At 63.3% G+C, this 16,075-nt stretch carries 17 protein-coding genes; 1 reads left to right on the plus strand and 16 read right to left on the minus strand.

Annotation, left to right across the window (positions count from 1 at the left end; translation table 11 throughout):
- Positions 1-105 precede the first annotated feature (105 nt).
- The 14 genes from ftsH to ruvC form a co-directional block, all read right to left on the minus strand.
- Positions 106-2,043 carry an ATP-dependent zinc metalloprotease FtsH gene (ftsH, locus tag N1058_RS11555; RefSeq protein ID WP_265517690.1) on the minus strand — a complete coding sequence of 646 codons (1,938 nt, stop codon included), beginning with the start codon at positions 2,041-2,043 and terminating at the stop codon, positions 106-108.
- A 116-nt stretch (positions 2,044-2,159) separates the two neighbouring features.
- On the minus strand, positions 2,160-3,521 hold the full coding sequence (tilS, locus tag N1058_RS11560) for a tRNA lysidine(34) synthetase TilS (RefSeq protein WP_265517691.1): 1,362 nt from the start codon (positions 3,519-3,521) through the stop codon (positions 2,160-2,162).
- Entirely contained in the window at positions 3,515-4,372 is an 858-nt protein-coding gene (gene ybgF, locus N1058_RS11565) for a tol-pal system protein YbgF (RefSeq protein ID WP_265517692.1), read from the minus strand. Before ybgF ends, tilS begins: the two co-directional genes overlap by 7 nt.
- A gap of 307 nt (positions 4,373-4,679) precedes the next feature.
- Complete coding sequence (gene pal / locus N1058_RS11570) at positions 4,680-5,192, minus strand: peptidoglycan-associated lipoprotein Pal (protein ID WP_265517693.1); 513 nt, start codon at positions 5,190-5,192, stop codon at positions 4,680-4,682.
- A gap of 185 nt (positions 5,193-5,377) precedes the next feature.
- Positions 5,378-6,673 carry a Tol-Pal system beta propeller repeat protein TolB gene (gene tolB / locus N1058_RS11575; RefSeq protein WP_265517882.1) on the minus strand — a complete coding sequence of 432 codons (1,296 nt, stop codon included), beginning with the start codon at positions 6,671-6,673 and terminating at the stop codon, positions 5,378-5,380.
- 74 nt (positions 6,674-6,747) lie between these two features.
- Positions 6,748-7,803, minus strand: a complete 1,056-nt coding sequence (locus N1058_RS11580; protein ID WP_265517694.1) for a hypothetical protein — start codon at positions 7,801-7,803, stop codon at positions 6,748-6,750.
- Between the two features lie 4 nt (positions 7,804-7,807).
- Positions 7,808-8,257 carry a protein TolR gene (gene tolR, locus N1058_RS11585; protein WP_265517696.1) on the minus strand — a complete coding sequence of 150 codons (450 nt, stop codon included), beginning with the start codon at positions 8,255-8,257 and terminating at the stop codon, positions 7,808-7,810.
- Between the two features lie 11 nt (positions 8,258-8,268).
- Positions 8,269-8,979: a protein TolQ gene (gene tolQ, locus N1058_RS11590; RefSeq protein WP_265517697.1), complete on the minus strand. Its 711-nt coding sequence runs from the start codon at positions 8,977-8,979 to the stop codon at positions 8,269-8,271.
- A 283-nt stretch (positions 8,980-9,262) separates the two neighbouring features.
- Positions 9,263-9,733: a tol-pal system-associated acyl-CoA thioesterase gene (gene ybgC, locus N1058_RS11595; RefSeq protein WP_274709241.1), complete on the minus strand. Its 471-nt coding sequence runs from the start codon at positions 9,731-9,733 to the stop codon at positions 9,263-9,265.
- Positions 9,734-9,738: 5 nt separating this feature from the next.
- Positions 9,739-10,779 (minus strand): Holliday junction branch migration DNA helicase RuvB, encoded by a 1,041-nt coding sequence (gene ruvB / locus N1058_RS11600; RefSeq protein ID WP_265517698.1) that lies wholly within the window; start codon positions 10,777-10,779, stop codon positions 9,739-9,741.
- Entirely contained in the window at positions 10,776-11,180 is a 405-nt protein-coding gene (locus tag N1058_RS11605) for a PIN domain-containing protein (RefSeq protein WP_265517699.1), read from the minus strand. The genes ruvB and N1058_RS11605 overlap by 4 nt, the downstream gene beginning before the upstream one ends.
- Positions 11,177-11,461 carry an AbrB/MazE/SpoVT family DNA-binding domain-containing protein gene (locus N1058_RS11610; protein ID WP_265517700.1) on the minus strand — a complete coding sequence of 95 codons (285 nt, stop codon included), beginning with the start codon at positions 11,459-11,461 and terminating at the stop codon, positions 11,177-11,179. The genes N1058_RS11605 and N1058_RS11610 overlap by 4 nt, the downstream gene beginning before the upstream one ends.
- Positions 11,462-11,542: 81 nt before the next feature.
- On the minus strand, positions 11,543-12,163 hold the full coding sequence (gene ruvA / locus N1058_RS11615) for a Holliday junction branch migration protein RuvA (protein WP_265517701.1): 621 nt from the start codon (positions 12,161-12,163) through the stop codon (positions 11,543-11,545).
- On the minus strand, positions 12,160-12,675 hold the full coding sequence (ruvC, locus tag N1058_RS11620) for a crossover junction endodeoxyribonuclease RuvC (protein WP_265517702.1): 516 nt from the start codon (positions 12,673-12,675) through the stop codon (positions 12,160-12,162). The genes ruvA and ruvC overlap by 4 nt, the downstream gene beginning before the upstream one ends.
- A 114-nt stretch (positions 12,676-12,789) precedes the next feature.
- Between ruvC and N1058_RS11625 the strand changes: the two genes are divergently transcribed.
- Positions 12,790-13,545: a sulfite exporter TauE/SafE family protein gene (locus tag N1058_RS11625; RefSeq protein WP_265517703.1), complete on the plus strand. Its 756-nt coding sequence runs from the start codon at positions 12,790-12,792 to the stop codon at positions 13,543-13,545.
- A gap of 9 nt (positions 13,546-13,554) precedes the next feature.
- Here the strand turns inward: N1058_RS11625 and rcdA are convergent, their stop codons facing one another.
- Positions 13,555-14,085 (minus strand): protease adaptor protein RcdA, encoded by a 531-nt coding sequence (gene rcdA / locus N1058_RS11630; protein WP_265517704.1) that lies wholly within the window; start codon positions 14,083-14,085, stop codon positions 13,555-13,557.
- A gap of 336 nt (positions 14,086-14,421) precedes the next feature.
- Positions 14,422-16,065 carry an acyl-CoA synthetase gene (locus N1058_RS11635; RefSeq protein ID WP_420847976.1) on the minus strand — a complete coding sequence of 548 codons (1,644 nt, stop codon included), beginning with the start codon at positions 16,063-16,065 and terminating at the stop codon, positions 14,422-14,424.
- Positions 16,066-16,075: the final 10 nt, after the last annotated feature.

Here is a 16,075-nt window from a genome sequence, read left to right on the forward strand (position 1 = left end):
TTGTCGCCCATGCTTAATGACAGGTTAAACCCGGCAACCAGGTGGTCTAATACATTTCGGCGCGCCAATGGCGCGCCGAAACCGCAGATCTGCGCTTTGCCGCCCTCAACTTTGCGGCTGGGGCTCCATACCTGCATCGGGCTCTTCGCCGCCCTTCTTGCCTTCCTTGCGGACACCGGCCTTCGGTACGGTGGAACCGCGCGAGGGCGGCGTGTCATCGCCCATGTCGCGCGAAGGTTTCTCGCCGCGCATGATGGCCTTGATCTCCTCACCGGACAGCGTCTCGTATTCCAGAAGCCCCTCGGCGATGGCGATCCATTCCTTGTTCTTGGTGGTCAGGATATCGCGCGCGGTCGCATAGGCCTCGTCGATCAGCCGGCGAACCTCGCTGTCGATCTTCTTCTGCGTCTCCTGCGACATGTTCTGCTGGCGCGCCACCGAATGCCCAAGGAACACCTCTTCCTGGTTCTCGCCGTAAGCGACCTGGCCAAGCTCGTCGGAAAAGCCCCATTGGGTGACCATGGCGCGGGCAAGCTTGGTCGCCTGCTCGATGTCCGATGCAGCGCCGGAGGTGATGTTCTCCTTGCCGAACTTCAGTTCCTCAGCCACGCGCCCGCCCATCATGATGGCAAGCCGCGAGATCATCCATTTATAGCTCATGGAATAGCGGTCGCCTTCCGGCAACTGCATGACCATGCCCAGCGCGCGGCCGCGCGGGATGATCGTCGCCTTGTGCAGGGGATCGGCCTTCGGCACTTCGAGCGCAACGATGGCGTGTCCGGCCTCGTGGAAGGCGGTGAGTTCTTTCTCTTCCTGGGTCATGGCGTGCGAGCGCCGCTCGGCGCCCATCATCACCTTGTCCTTGGCGTCCTCGAACTCGGCCATGGTGACGAGGCGCTTGTTGCGCCGCGCCGCCATAAGCGCCGCCTCGTTGACGAGGTTGGCGAGATCCGCGCCGGAGAAACCCGGCGTGCCGCGTGCCACGATCTTGAGATCGACATTGGGCGCCAGCGGCACATTGCGCACATGCACCTTGAGGATCTTCTCGCGTCCGGCGACGTCCGGGTTCGGCACCACCACCTGGCGGTCGAAGCGGCCCGGGCGCAACAGCGCCGGGTCGAGAACGTCGGGGCGGTTGGTCGCGGCGATCAGGATGATGCCTTCGTTGGCTTCAAAGCCGTCCATCTCGACGAGCAGTTGGTTCAGCGTCTGCTCGCGCTCGTCATTGCCACCGCCGAGGCCTGCACCACGATGGCGGCCGACGGCGTCGATTTCGTCTATGAAGATGATGCAGGGCGCATTCTTCTTCGCCTGCTCGAACATGTCGCGCACGCGGGAAGCGCCGACACCGACGAACATCTCGACGAAGTCGGAGCCCGAAATGGTGAAGAAAGGCACGTTGGCCTCACCCGCGACGGAACGCGCGAGCAGCGTCTTACCGGTACCGGGTGGACCGACCAGCAGCACGCCGCGCGGGATCTTGCCGCCCAGCCGCTGGAACTTCTGCGGATCGCGCAGAAACTCGACGATTTCTTCCAGGTCTTCCTTGGCCTCGTCAACGCCCGCCACGTCCTGGAAGGTGACGCGGCCATGCGCCTCGGTCAGAAGCTTGGCCTTGGACTTGCCGAAGCCCATCGCCCGGCCGGAGCCCGACTGCATCTGCCGCATGAAGAATATCCATACGGCCAGGATCAGGATCATCGGCAGCCAGGAGATGAAGTAGCCGAGGATGGAATTGGAGCCGTCCGTCTCCGGCTTGGCGTTGATCGTCACGCCGCGCTGCTCCAGCCGGTCGACCAGCGAGGGATCGCCAGGAGAATAGGTCTGGAACGGGGTCCGGTTGTCGACATAGGTGCCGGTGATGCGCTCTCCGGTGATGGTGACGCTCTCGACGCGCCCCTCCGACAGCTCTTGCAGGAACTGCGAATAGGCAATGTCGCGCGTCGCCCCGCGCTGCTGCGGCGCCTGGAACAGGTTGAACAGCGCGATGAGGAGAACCGCGATAATCGCCCACAGCGCGAAATTTCTATAATTCGGATTCATAAGTGTCCCGTGAGTGCGCCGAGGCCGGCAATTTTACTGGTTATTCCTAACATAGGGAGGCGGTGCAACCTTGCCAAGCGCAACCGCCTTATTCGGTTAAGGCATGCGCCACTTTGTCATTGTGTAAAATCTCGCGCGGCTTTGTGACGAGCCCATGGCGGATGCGGGATTTCTGCTCCGCCAAGCAGATGAAGCACCGCACGCGCCGGCGCGAGGTCGAAACATGGGATGAGATGCGCCCAAGGCCCGGCAACAGGCTCCATCTCCACACCCCATTCGTCGGCCGGCCCCAGATATCGCTCTTTCCGCCAGACCGCCGGCTGCGCCGCCCGCGCCGCTCGCGCCAGCCCGCGCGGCACACCGCTCTCTCCCTCGATCTCCGATAGGGGCGCAGCCCCCCCATCCGGTCCGATACGAAGTCCCTCCACGGGCTCCCACCGGCGGATGCGATACCGTCCGTCCCACAATTTGCCTTGCATGGCGGTCAGGTCTGGCGCGCCAATGCTCGGCAAACCGCGTCTCTCGCGATGAAAATAAAGGCTCCCGCCAACCCGTGCCGCGACAGAGCGCGACAGGCTTGAGCGGGTTCCATCCTCCCACAGCGACGCCAGCAATGCAGTAGCACGATCGGCAGCCGGCAGATGGACGGCTCCTCCGGCGGCGGCCAGCAGGATGCGCAGCGTATAGCTGGCCACATCCGCGTCCGCCGAATGAAGCGTATCCGCATCGAGTTCGATCAGGCCAGGCGCCGCCAGCCTGCCACCGTCGGCTATCAGCCTGGCGGCCCGTTCGCCCAGCACTTCTCGCTCGCGGGCCACAACCGAAGCTTTTTCCGTCAACCGGACGATTTCCTCGTCCGTCAGGGATTGGCGGACCCGCGCCCGCTCGGACCGGGGATCGACATTGCTCGGATCGTCGAACCAGCTTTCCCCCTGCCCACGCAGGAAGTCGCGCAGCGCTTGCCGCCGGATACCCAGCAGCGGCCGCAAGAACCACGTCGCCCCTTCATGGAGAGTGGCCGGCGCAATACCCGCCTCGCCGAGGCCCCCGCCGCGGGCCAGCCGCATGGCCAGCGTTTCAGCCTGGTCGTCGGCCGTATGACCGGTCAGCACGATGTCGGTCCCGATGGCGGAAGCAGCCTCGGCCAGCAGCGCCTGACGCGCCTCACGGGCTGCCGCGGCCAGGCCGGTCGAAGGCTTGGCGCCTTGCCAGCGCATGGTTCGATGCGACACAGCCAGTCGCCGGCAGACCGCCGCAACGGCTTGCGCTTCGGCCCCGGCCTCCGGTCTCAGACCATGATCCACCGTGACGACTGTCAGGCTGCAAAGTCCGCCCTGGCTATCCAGAAATCGCTTGAGAAGAAAAAGAAGGGCAAGGGAATCGCCGCCGCCGGAAACCGCCGCGAGGATGCGGTCGCGCCCGGAAAACTCGATATGGGAGAAAACGGAGGCCAGCCCCGTCATGTTCGTGGTCAGCAACCGGCCAGGGTCCGTTCCTGCTGAACGCGCTGCCTCAGCGCATCGGAAACCTGCGGATAGCGCTGGCCAATCTCGTCATAGGTTGCGCAGGCAACGTCCTGTTGATCCAGGGCGGCAAGGGAGATCCCCAGTTTCAGGAGCATCTCCGGCGCCTTAGCCGATGACGGAAATTCGCGGTTGGCCTGGAGAAAAACCTCTGCCGCTTCCCGGTATCGTTCCTGGCCGAGCAGGGACTCGCCAAGCCAGAAATTCGCGTCCGCTGCATTCTCACCCCCGGGAAAGCGCTCGATATACCGGCGAAAACCGCTTTCTGCAGTGACGTAGTCACCAGACAGAACGAATTCGTAGGCGTTCCGGTAAAGCTCGTTGGGATCGTCCGAATCGGGCAACGCCGCCGTCTGCCCGCCGCTCTCGCCGGCTGCCGTTTCCCCTTCTGGCAAAAGGTCCATCGGCTCTTCGGTTCCGCTGGTTACAATGTTGCCGCTCTCGTCGAATGTAATGGTGCCAAGCGTTCGTGGCGGTTCGCCGGGTTGCGCGATCGACCCGTTCTGCTCGGCCGTTTCGGCTGGCTGGCTCTGTCCGGTGTCACCGGACGGTGCGCCGTTTTGGGCGCTCTCGGTCGCAGGCGCGCCGCTGGCCTCCGACCGCTTGCCTTCCAGTTCCTGAAAGCGGAACTCATTGTCCTCCTGCATGCGCCGCAGCTTGTCTTCCATTTGCAGGATAAGGAAATTGAGTTCCTCCACACGACCATTGAGGCGACGCACTTCCTCTTCCAGCCCATTGATCCGGGGGTCGGCCTGGGCAAGGACGATCCCCTCCCCAACGCTGGCAGCGACTGGTACGCGCGGCATGGACGCAGCTTCCGCCGCCCCTGGCGGCAGAACAAGAATGAATGGGAGAACGGCGAGGCCGTTCAAAAATATTCTAAGAAACATTCCAGTCTCGCTTATGACATGTGATGCCCACGGAAGTGCGGACGCACCCCGTGCGTTCCATATCAGGCCGTGCGACTTCGGCCAAATTTTGATTAAGGTATTTTACAGCCAGGGTCGATCACCTGGCGTCCGCATGAATGCGGTAAAAACAGACATATGGCGCTTCCTACGAAAACAGGCGGCTCGAAGGCCGCCTGTTTGGATGTGCGAGGATTTGGCGGCGTCAGCTTCCCGCGCCGTTGAGCAGCGTGACCGCCCGGCGGTTCTGCGACCAGCAGGAGATGTCGTCACAGGTGGCGACCGGCCGTTCCTTGCCATAGGAGATGGTGTTGATGCGGTTGGCCGCTACGCCCCGTGTGGTCAGGTAGTCACGAGCCGCCGCCGCGCGCCGTGCGCCCAGCGCGAGGTTGTATTCGCGGGTGCCGCGTTCGTCCGCGTGCCCTTCAACGGTGATGGAATAGCTCGGATACTTGTTAAGCCACTGCGCCTGACGGGTCAGCGTCGCCTGCGCATCGGCGCGGATGACGGACGAGTCGGTGTCGAAGAAAATGCGGTCGCCGATGCTGACCGTGAATTCCTGCTTGGATCCCGGTGTCGCCGCACTGGCTCCGGCGCCAAGGCCAAGATCGGCCGCATTGTTCGGAACCTGCTGCTGCGACCGGCAGCCTGCTACGGCCAAGGCGGCCAGAAGCGCGATTGCGACCGGGTTTCTCGTCAGGGCTGCGATACGGCGCATAGCCGCCTCTCCTTCAATGTGAATGAATTTCTTCAGCGATCAGTAACCAACACGAAGTTAAGGCCAGCTCAAGAAACAGGGTTAACAGTCGGTTTCCGCCGTTCCGGCGTCTCTCGGCCGCCATCGTCGGGATCCCCTCGAATCTCGGCGAGACTAGCATCAAATGCGGCTGAAAGGCGGCACTTTCACTGCAAAAGTGGCGACCAGGCGGGATCGGAAGCAAAATTCGGCGTTGGCACCTGCTGCTCGTTCCGGCCCGTGAGATCGATCGTGTAGAGCCTGGGACCGCCGGACCCGGCATCTTCGCGGAAATACATGATCACGCGGCCGTTGGGCGACCATGTCGGTCCCTCGCGGTGATAGCCGGAAGTCAGGATGCGCTCGCCGCTGCCATCGGTCCGCATGACGCCGATCTGGAACTCGCCGCCGCTCTGCTTGGTAAAGGCGATGAGATCGCCCCGCGGCGACCACACCGGCGTCGAGTAGCTGCCGTCGCCGAACGAGATGCGATGCTGGTTGGAGCCGTCGGCATTCATGACATAGATCTGTGCGCGGCCGCCACGGTCCGAGGTAAAGACGATCTGGCTTCCGTCTGGCGAATAGGAGGGCGAGGTGTCGATTGCATTCGTCTCCGTCAGCCGCGCCGTGCTGCGCGTGCGCAGGTCCATCGTGAAGATATTGGAGTTCCCGTCGTCGCGCAGGAGGCTCATGACTATCTTGTCGCCGTTCGGCGTGAAGCGCGGCGCGAATGTCATGCCCGGGAAATCGCCCACCAACTCGCGCTGGCCGGTCTCGAGCTGCAGCAGATAGACCTGCGGCTGGCCGCTCTCATAGGACATGTAGGTGATCTCGCGCGATTGTGGCGACGGCGAGAAGCGTGGCGTCATGACCAGCGTGTTGGGCGAGTTCGCCCGCGACAGATATTCGAGGTTGGCGCCATCCTGATCCATGATGGCGAGCTTCTTGATGCGGTTCTGCTTCGTGCCGGATTCGTCCACGAATACGATGCGGCTGTCGAAATAGCCCATCTCGCCGGTGATCTGCTTGTAGATCGCATCGGAGATGATATGGGCGACGCGCCGCCAGTTCTGCTTGTTCGCAAAGAACTGCTCGCCGATGAGCTGCTCGCCGGCGAAAGTGTCCCACAGGCGGAACTCGGCGCGCAGCCGGCCGTCGGGCTCCTCGGTGACGCGGCCGGTGACGATGGCCTGCGCATTGATCACCTTCCAGTCCTCGAAGCGCGGCGCCACGTCCGGATTGGAGATCTTCTCGATGAACGCGGCCTTGTCGATGGGGGCAAACAGACCCGAGCGGCGCAGATCGGCAGCAACCACTCCGGAGATGTCGGCCCCCATATTGTCGCCGGAGAGAAAATCGGTGATCGCAATGGGGAGCGGTTCGACGACGCCCTTGTTGACATCGATCTCCACCAGGGCGCGGGCCGGCGTGACGGCCATGCCCGCGAGCGTGGCCAGGAACATCAGGGCCAGGGTCGCGTTGAGATACTTCTGCATCAGCTCTTGCCTCTTGAATTCGCTCGGATCGGCGTCATTGGTCAGAACATGTCCGTCGGGTCGAAATTGACGATCACATCGGCCCAGGCGCTGTATTTGTCTGAAGGAAGGTTATAGGGAGCGCATTGCAGGATGGCGCGCCGCGCGGATTCGGCGGCCGCCCGTTCGACGCTCGAGCCATTGCCTCCAGCGATGATTTCGGGACGGCCTTCGATACTGCCGCTGGGATCCAGCTTGAACTTGACGGACACGCGGAGATTCTCCGCATCCAGAGCGCCGGCCGGAACGTTCCAGCAGCGCTGGATCTGCCCGCGCAACGCATCCATTTCGCTCTGGGTGAGGGTTTCGCCCGTCGTCGTCCGCTCACCGCCGAGCGATGCTTCCTCCCGCGAGCGCTTGGCGCCGCCGCCGGAAGACTTTTCCTTGTTGAGAAGCGCCGCGACCTCGTCGAACAGTTCTTCTTCCTTCTTTTCGCTCCGCTGCGCCTGTTTTGGCGCGGATTGCTCGGCTTCCTTGCGGTCCGGCGCCTTGGCGATCTTCGGCTGCGGCGGGTTCGGACGCGACTGCGGAACCGGCGCCGATTGCGGCAGCGTCACATTCTCCTCGACCGGATTCTCGGCCACCAGCGGCTCCGGCGTAGGCTCGGGGGTCACTTCCTGCCTCGGCTGCGCCTCCGGTTCGCGCTCCGGCTGCGGCGCGGGCTCTGGCTTTGCCTCCGCCTGCTTGATCTCCTCGGCCGGCTTTTCAACCGGCTTGGGCTGCGGCTTGGGCGCGGGCGCCGGCTCGGCGCTCTTTTCCACCGGTTTCGGCTTGGCTTCCGGCGTCGGCGGCGTATCGAGGTCAATATCCGCCTCGCCGACCTGCTGCGCATCCTGCACCGGATCGGGCCGTTCGGTCGGCTTGGGTGTCGGGCGTGGCGCGGGCGGCGCCTTTTTCTCGCCGGCCTGGATCTGGGTCAGTGTGTCGACGGGGACGATATCGACCGGCAACGCCTCGACATCGGCGACCTCATAGGCGCGCGGCGCCGACAGCGATACCAGCCCGACGCCGAGCAATAGCGCATGCAAGGTGACCGATGTGACGAGACCGGCCTTCATCGGATCAGCTGTCCTGTTCCTGCAGCGTCACGAGGCCGAGATTGCGGAACCCGGCCGCCGAAATGCGCGCCATGACCCGCATCACCGTGCCGTAGTCGGCCGCCTTGTCGCCACGCACATAGATGCGCTCTTCATAGCCTGCCTGCGCGATCGCCTGCAGCTTGGCCACCACCTCGTCCAGAGGAATTTCGGTTTCCTGGAGATAGATCTGACCGTCGCCATTGACCGAAACCGTTATCGGCTGGGTTTCCGAATTCAGCGCCCGTGCCTGCGTTTCCGGCAGGTCGATGGGCACGCCCACCGTCAGAAGCGGCGCGGCGACCATGAAGATGATGAGCAGCACCAGCATCACGTCCACGAAGGGCGTGACGTTGATCTCCGACATAAGAGCATGGCGGCGGCCGCGCCGCCTGCCCCCGTTACCGCCCCTTTGCGAGCCGACAGACATACCCATGCTGTGCGTTCCTAATTCCTGGGCGCGACTTTTTCATCGATTTGCCGCGAGAGTATGGCGGAGAACTCGTCCGCGAACCCCTCCATGCGCGCGGCCAGCTTGCCCGCATCCGATGACAGCTTGTTGTAGGCAATGACGGCGGGAATAGCCGCCAAAAGGCCCATCGCCGTGGCCAGCAGAGCCTCCGCGATACCCGGCGCCACGACCGCCAGGTTGGTCGACTTGGATCCGGCAATGGCCTGGAACGACGTCATGATGCCCACCACCGTGCCGAACAGGCCGATAAAGGGAGCCGACGAGCCGATCGAGGCCAGAAAGCCCAGCTTGCCCTCGAGCCGCTCCATCTCGCGGGTCATGGCAAGGTCCATGGCCTTGTCGATACGTGTCTGCAATCCGAGAGGCGAGCGGGCGCCCTTCTCGAAGCTCTTCTTCCATTCGCGCATGGCCGCGACAAAGATCGAGCCCATGCCGCTCGTTTTGCGCTCCGAGAGGGAGCGGTAAAGCTCCTCGAGCGACTGGCCCGACCAGAAGACCTGCTCGAACTTGTTGAGCGCCACCCGCATGCGAGCATAGGCGATCAGCTTGTCGACGATGATAGCCCAGGTCCAGATCGATGCGGCCAGAAGGCCGATCATCACAAGCTTGACCACCCATCCTGCTTGCCAGAACAGCGCCCAGATCGACAATTCGCCACCGGGCGCGGCGAGCGCTACGCTTTCCATGTATCAACGTCCTCGTAGTATTATACCAGGGGAGACAATTTCGGCCCCGCCCGCACACGTCACACCGTTCAACAGAACCGCGCCTTGCTCCCCGCGGGACTCCCCATGCGCCTTTATCCGGGAAATTTTGGTCAAAGGAAGGCGCAGGCAGACGCAGGTTTCACCACCATTGTGATGAACTTGCATGGTTAATTATGCGTTACGATGCTGCATTGCGGCAGGTATTATTTGTTGCGCGGAAAGACAAACCGAAGTCAAGCGGCCACTGGCATGGCTGCGCGACCTACTCTCCACCCGCCATGAACGCCGGCAGCCATTCCTTGGGGAACCGCCGCGGCTTACCGGAAGGCCCGACAATCGCTGCTTCGACGCGTGCTTCGACCAGCACCGTCTCGTCACGCAGCAACCTTTGAGCCATGAAGACACGCGCGCCGGACACACGCTCGACGCGCGTCTCCACGGTTATGATGTCGTCGATGCGGGCCGGTTGCCGAAAGTCGATTTCCATGCGGCGCACCACCCAGGCGAGGATTTCCCCATGCTTGCCGTCTGCAAGCTCCGTATGGTGCACCCCCGCCAAACGCAGGAAGTCCGAGCGGCCGCGCTCCAGGAATTCAAGATAGCGGGCATGATAGACGACACCGGTGAAATCCGTATCGGCGAAGTAGACCCTTGCCTTCAGTCGATGCCCCTCCCCGGTCAGTACGCCCGACAGGCCGACCTCGAGATCTATATCGTCGCGCTCCGAAGCCAAACCGCCTATTCCTCGCCCTGAAACAGGCTGATCTGCGCCTGCGCCAGCTCCTTCGGCGGCTGCAAGCCCATATGCTTCCAAGCCCTTGCGGCCAGCACCCGCCCGCGCGGCGTGCGCTGGATGAAGCCCTGCTGGATAAGATAGGGCTCGATGATGTCCTCGATGGCGTCGCGCGGCTCCGACAGCGAAGCGGCGATGGTCTCTATGCCGACCGGCCCGCCGCCAAAGTTCTCAAGGATCGTCGACAGATAGCGCCGATCGAGCTGGTCCAGCCCCAGTGCGTCGACCTCCAGCCGCAAAAGTGCCTCGTCCGCCACCTTGCGCGTCACCTCGTCCGCGCCGGCCACGGAAGCGAAATCACGCACCCTGCGCAAAAGCCGGCCGGCGATGCGCGGCGTGCCCCGCGCCCGGCGGGCAATCTCCTCGGCGCCGTCCGGCGACAGCGGCAAACCCAGGATGCGCGCGCCGCGGGTGACGATCTGCTGCAGTTCCTCGACCGTGTAGAACTCCAGCCTGACGGGAATGCCGAACCGGTCCCTGAGCGGCGTCGTCAGCAGCCCCAGCCGCGTGGTCGCCGCCACCAGCGTGAATTTGGCAAGGTCGATCTTGACCGAGCGCGCCGCCGGCCCTTCGCCGATGATCAGGTCGAGCTGGTAGTCCTCCATCGCCGGATAGAGGATTTCCTCCACGGCCGGGTTGAGCCGGTGGATCTCGTCGATGAAGAGGACGTCGCGATCCTCGAGATTGGTGAGCAGCGCCGCCAGGTCGCCCGCCTTGGCGATGACCGGCCCTGAGGTGGAACGGAAGTTTACGCCGAGCTCCCGCGCCATGATCTGCGCCAGCGTCGTCTTGCCAAGCCCCGGCGGCCCTACGAAAAGCACATGGTCGAGCGCCTCGCCGCGCCCGCGCGCGGCCTCCACGAAAACCTTCAGATTGGCGCGCGCCGCCCTCTGCCCGACAAAATCGTCCAGCGACTGCGGCCGCATGGTCGCTTCCACGTCCTCGCCGCGCTTGTCGGCCGAGATGAGGCGATCGGCCTCGCTCATGAAAGAAGCTCCATGCCAGGGATGCGAGCGGCTGCCTTCCTGTCAAAGGTGACGGTGTGGGAGCAGCCGCTGGCGCGATGGTGTTCCGCGATAAGCGCATCGGGAAAATCAACCTGCCGGTCGTTCGCCCTCTCCAGTGCAGCCACAACGGCGTCGAAGCTTTCAAAGAGCAGGGTCCTTGTCCTCAACAACTTGCGAACCGTCGCCAATATCTGCTCCTTGGGTTGCCGGTATCGCGAAGCCAGCGACCAGTAGAATTCCAGGAGAACGATCAGGCTGACAAAGCCCGGGCGCTCGACAGTAAGGCTCGTGCCCAATGCAAGCGCCGCGGCGCGTTGCCGCTCGTCGTCATTCAAGACCATGCGAAGCAACACGTTCGTGTCGATACCAACCCGCTTCACGCAGCGTCCTCGCGGCTATCGTCTCCATCCTCGCCAGCAACATGGCGGCCAACGGCCTCGCCCACGGCGGCATCGATTTCTTCGAGACTCGCCGGCCCGCCGGGCGGATCACCTAGGATTCCTGCAAGATCCGCAAACTCCAGATTGCGGGCCGTGCCGACAAGGTGATCGTCGACGATGGTCCACGCAATCGTATCGCCTGGCTTGAGCGCCAGTCTTTCTCTGACATCCTTGGGCAACGTGATCTGGCCTTTCGATGTCAGGGTGACGAAATCGCCCATCGCCTTACTCCTGATGAAATTTCCTACTTTGTAGAAAATAGGGGAAACTTGCCCGAACGGCAAGCAACTGGCCTTCACGCATCACTGTGCCAGTTCCTTCAACCCCAGCCGGATCAGCGTTCCGGCATCCGCCCCCTCGCCTGCGTTTCTCATGGCATTAGCCACTGCATTGGCCGCGACGTCGCGCGAGTAGCCCAGATTCGCCAAGGCTGAAACGGCATCCGCAACAGGCGCGGGCGCGGAGCCCTCGCCGAGTTCCTGTTTCAGCCCAATGGTGCCCGACGCATCGCCCGCATAGGCCGGCGCCTTGTTCTTGAGTTCCGTCACGATGCGCTCGGCGACCTTCTTGCCGACGCCCGGCGCGCGCGCCACCATCGCGACGTCCTTTAGCGCAATGGCATTGGCAAGTTCCGCCGTGGAAAGCGTCGAAAGCACGGCCAGCGCCACCTTCGCGCCCACGCCCGGCACATTGTTCTGAAGCAGCCGGAACCACTCGCGCTCGAGCTGCGTGCGGAAACCGTAAAGGCGAATCATGTCCTCGCGCACATAGGTTTCGATATAAAGGACGACAGCCGTGCCCTCGCCTTCCAGCGCCGAAAGCGTGCGCGCCGGGCAATAGGCCACATAGCCCACCCCGCTCACATCGACGACACAATAATCATCGCCGATCTCGTCGACGATCCCTTTCAGCTTGCCGATCATTTGGCCGCTTCCAGCGCCAGGCGCGAGACGGCGGACTGCCGGTGATGCGCATGGCATATGGCGATGGCGATGGCGTCCGCCGCGTCGTCCGTATCGAACCGCGCCCTCGGCAACAGCACCTTGACCATCATATGGATCTGCTTCTTGTCGCCATGCCCCACCCCTATGACCGATTTCTTGACCGCGTTCGGCGCGTATTCCGCCACCAGCAGGCCGGCCCGCGCAGGGACGAGCATGGCGATGCCCCGCGCCTGGCCGAGCTTCAGCGTCGCGGCCGCATCCTTGTTAACGAAGGTAGCCTCGACCGCCGCCTCCACCGGCATATATTCGTGCAGGATACTCTCCAGCCCGTCATGGATCTGGCAAAGCCGTGTCGCGAGCGCCGCATCGCCGTCCGAACGCACCGTGCCGGCGGCCACGAAGCGAAGCGAATTACTGAGGGTTTCGATGATGGCCCAGCCGGTGCGCCGAAGGCCCGGATCGATGCCGATGATGCGAATCGCGTTGTTCATGGCACTACCATAGCCGCGCGCAGGCTTATTGCCATCGCTACCGCATCGGCCCGAGGTTTAACGCGAACCTCCGGCGCGAGCGGCCGGAAAGACCCACGACGGTGCATCGCCCGCATGGACTATTTCGACCCAAGCCTGCTGCTCCTTTCCGCGGTCATCGCGATTGCCGGCGTGGCGCGCGGCCTGTCGGGCTTCGGCACGGGCATGATCGTCGTCCCCGTGGCCGCGGCGCTCTATGATCCGGTGACGGCCGTGGTCGTCGTGGTCATTATCGATTCCCTGCCCACGCTCCCGGTCGCCATCCCCGTGTTGAAGATCGTGCGCTGGAAGGAGGTCCTGCCCGTAACCGCAGGGCTGGCGCTGTTCGTGCCGGTGGGGGTGTTCATCCTCAAGAACGGCGACCCGACGATGCTGCGCTGGCTCATCTCCGCCGTCATTCTCGCCTGCGCCGGCGCGTTGTGGCGCGGCTGGCGCTATCGCGGGCCGCGCGGCATCCCTGTGTCCTTCGGGGTCGGCGCAACGGCGGGCGTCCTGTCGGGGGTCGCGTCCATACCCGGACCGCCGGCCATCATCTACTGGATGGCCTCCACCCTGCCGGTCGCCATCGTGCGCGCCAATCTCCTGGCGCTATTCCTGCTCGGCGAGTTCATGTCGATCGGCAATCTGTGGGCGGCGGGACTTTTCGATCGCGAACGCGTGATCACGGGGCTCATCACGGCGCCGATCTATCTGGCCGGCCTTCTTCTGGGGTCGAAGCTCTACGGTCTGGCCAGCGACGCGGTGTATCGGCGCTTCACATTCCTACTGATCGTGATCGCAGCGCTTACCACGCTGCCGCTGGTAGACAAGATCGCAAACACCTTCGGCTGATCGCCAGTCTCAGTTCCCGCCAAACGCGGTTCGCAGAAGCGTGATCTGATCGGAGACGGGATTGGCCGTGAAAGCCAGCTCATCACTGTCGAAAGGATGCACGCCATAGACCTGCTCGTCCATACGGCGCACTAGCGCTTCCAGGCGGATCGAACGGCGCACCAGGCTCCGGAACGGCTCCGGCAACTCGCTCCAGCCCGGCGCGTCCTCGCTGCTGGAGGCGGTGTCGAGCCTGACCTTGGCCTTCTCGGCGGCAACCTGCTCGCGCGTCATCTCACCGGAATTGGCGGCACGCTGCAGCAAAAGCCAGGAGGCGAGTTGCATGAGCCGGGTGGTCAGCCGCATCGATTCGGCAGCATAGAGTCCCGTGGCAAGACGCGACAGGGTCTTGGCCGCGGCGCGGCCTTCGCCGTCGAGATATTCGGCGGCCTCCTCGACCAGCCCCATACCCTCATCGTAGAGAGGCTTGAACGACTGCGAAAAGACCCGGCGCTCGGCGAGCTTCACCATATTGGTGCTGCCCCTGCTCCCATTGACCATGCGTAATCCGCCCCACCAGTTCCTTGCGCTTTGTCTCCAGCGCCACCGTCTTTTTATCGCATCCGCGAGTGGCGAGAAAATGCTCTCCTTGAAGATCGAAGGCAAGTCCCCTCTTAACAAAAGGTTAACGCCCGACCTGAGGCTTCTTGACGCAAAAAAAGAGCCGCGATGGCGGCTCTCAGGAGTTTAACAGGGAGGCGTCAAACAGAATGGCTCAGCCACTCGGTAAGAATCCAGATCACTGGATAAACACAGTAAACACCCGTAAAGCTTAACAATGGATTAACGACTCCGTCGAGTTTCGCTTAAAAAGCGAGTTTCCTGACGATCGCGTCCCTAAACGTCCTTGACCATCTCGCGTAGCCGGAATTTCTGGATCTTGCCCGTTGAAGTCTTGGGGATTTCGGCGAAAACCACATGCTTTGGGCATTTGAAGGAGGCGAGCAGCGTCTTGCAGTGGGCGATGATCTCCTCCGCCGTCGCCTGCCGACCGGGCCTGAGCTCGATGAAGGCCACGGGCGTCTCGCCCCACTTTTCGTCCGCCCTGGCCACCACGCCGCACGCCGAGACGGCGGGGTGCTTGTAAAGCGCGTCCTCCACCTCGATGGAGGAGATGTTCTCGCCGCCTGAGATGATGATATCCTTCGAGCGGTCCTTGAGCTGGATGTAGCCGTCCGGATGCATGACGCCCAGATCGCCGGAATGGAACCAGCCACCGGCGAAAGCTTCCTCCGTCGCCTTCGGGTTCTTGAGATAGCCCTTCATGACGATATTGCCGCGGAACATAACCTCGCCCAGCGTCTCCCCGTCCGGTGGGGTCTCCCGCATCGTCGCCGGATCCATGACCGTCAAGCCCTCCAGCGCCGCATAGCGTACTCCCTGGCGCGCCTTGCGCCGGGCCTTCTCCGACCTGTCCAGGCTCTCCCACTCGTCCTTCCACTCGTTCACGACCGAAGGGCCGTAGGTCTCGGTCAGGCCGTAGAGATGGGTGACCTCGAAGCCGGCGTCGGCCATCGCCGACAGGACGGATTCGGGCGGCGGCGCGGCGGCGGTGTTGAAGATCACCGTCTGGTCGAAGTCGCGCTTTTCGGCGTCGCTGGCGTTGAGCAGCGCCGACATGACCACGGGCGCTCCGCAAAGATGCGTGACGCCATGCTCGGCTATCGCCTCGTACATCGCCTTGGCCCGCACCCAGCGCAGGCATACATGCGTGCCCGCTTGCACCGAGACGGTCCAGGGGAAACACCACCCGTTGCAGTGGAACATCGGCAGCGTCCACAGATAGACCGGCGCCCGACCCATGCCTGCATGGACGGTGTTGGAATAGCACATCAGCGTCGCGCCGCGATGATGATAGACGACGCCCTTCGGGTTGCCCGTGGTGCCGGACGTATAGTTCAGTGAGATCGCGTCCCATTCGTCGTCCGGCATCTGCCAGGCGAAATTCTCGTCCCCCTCGGCAACCAGTTCCTCATATTCCAGGCTGCCGATGGCCGCCCCCTTGGGATAGGGCGCATCCTCGGCATATTCGGGATCGTCGTAGTCGATCACCAGCGGCTTCACCTTGGCGATTCCCAGCGCTTCCTTCATGACGCCGGCGAACTCCCGGTCGACGATCACGACCTTGCTTTCGGCATGATCTAGCTGGAACGCGACAATGGCGGCGTCGAGCCTCGTATTGAGCGAATGGAGCACGGCCTTGGTCATCGGCACGCCGTGATGCACCTCCAGCATGGGCGGCGTGTTCGACAGCATCACCGTCACCGTATCGCCCTTGCCGATGCCGCGCTTGGAGAGCGCCGAGGCAAGCTTCAGGCTGCGCTCCCAGAACTCGCGATAGCTGCGCCGCTGCCGGCCATGGATGATGGCCGTCCGGTCCGGAAAAGTTGCGGCCGCCCGCTCCAGCAGCACGAGTGGCGTCAGGGGCTGATAATTGGCCGGATTGCGATCGAGGTTCTGTTCATAAGGATTGTGCGCCACGCTTACCCTC

Origin of the sequence: Nitratireductor luteus (assembly GCF_026162365.1) — a bacterium.
Lineage (GTDB): Bacteria > Pseudomonadota > Alphaproteobacteria > Rhizobiales > Rhizobiaceae > Chelativorans > Chelativorans luteus.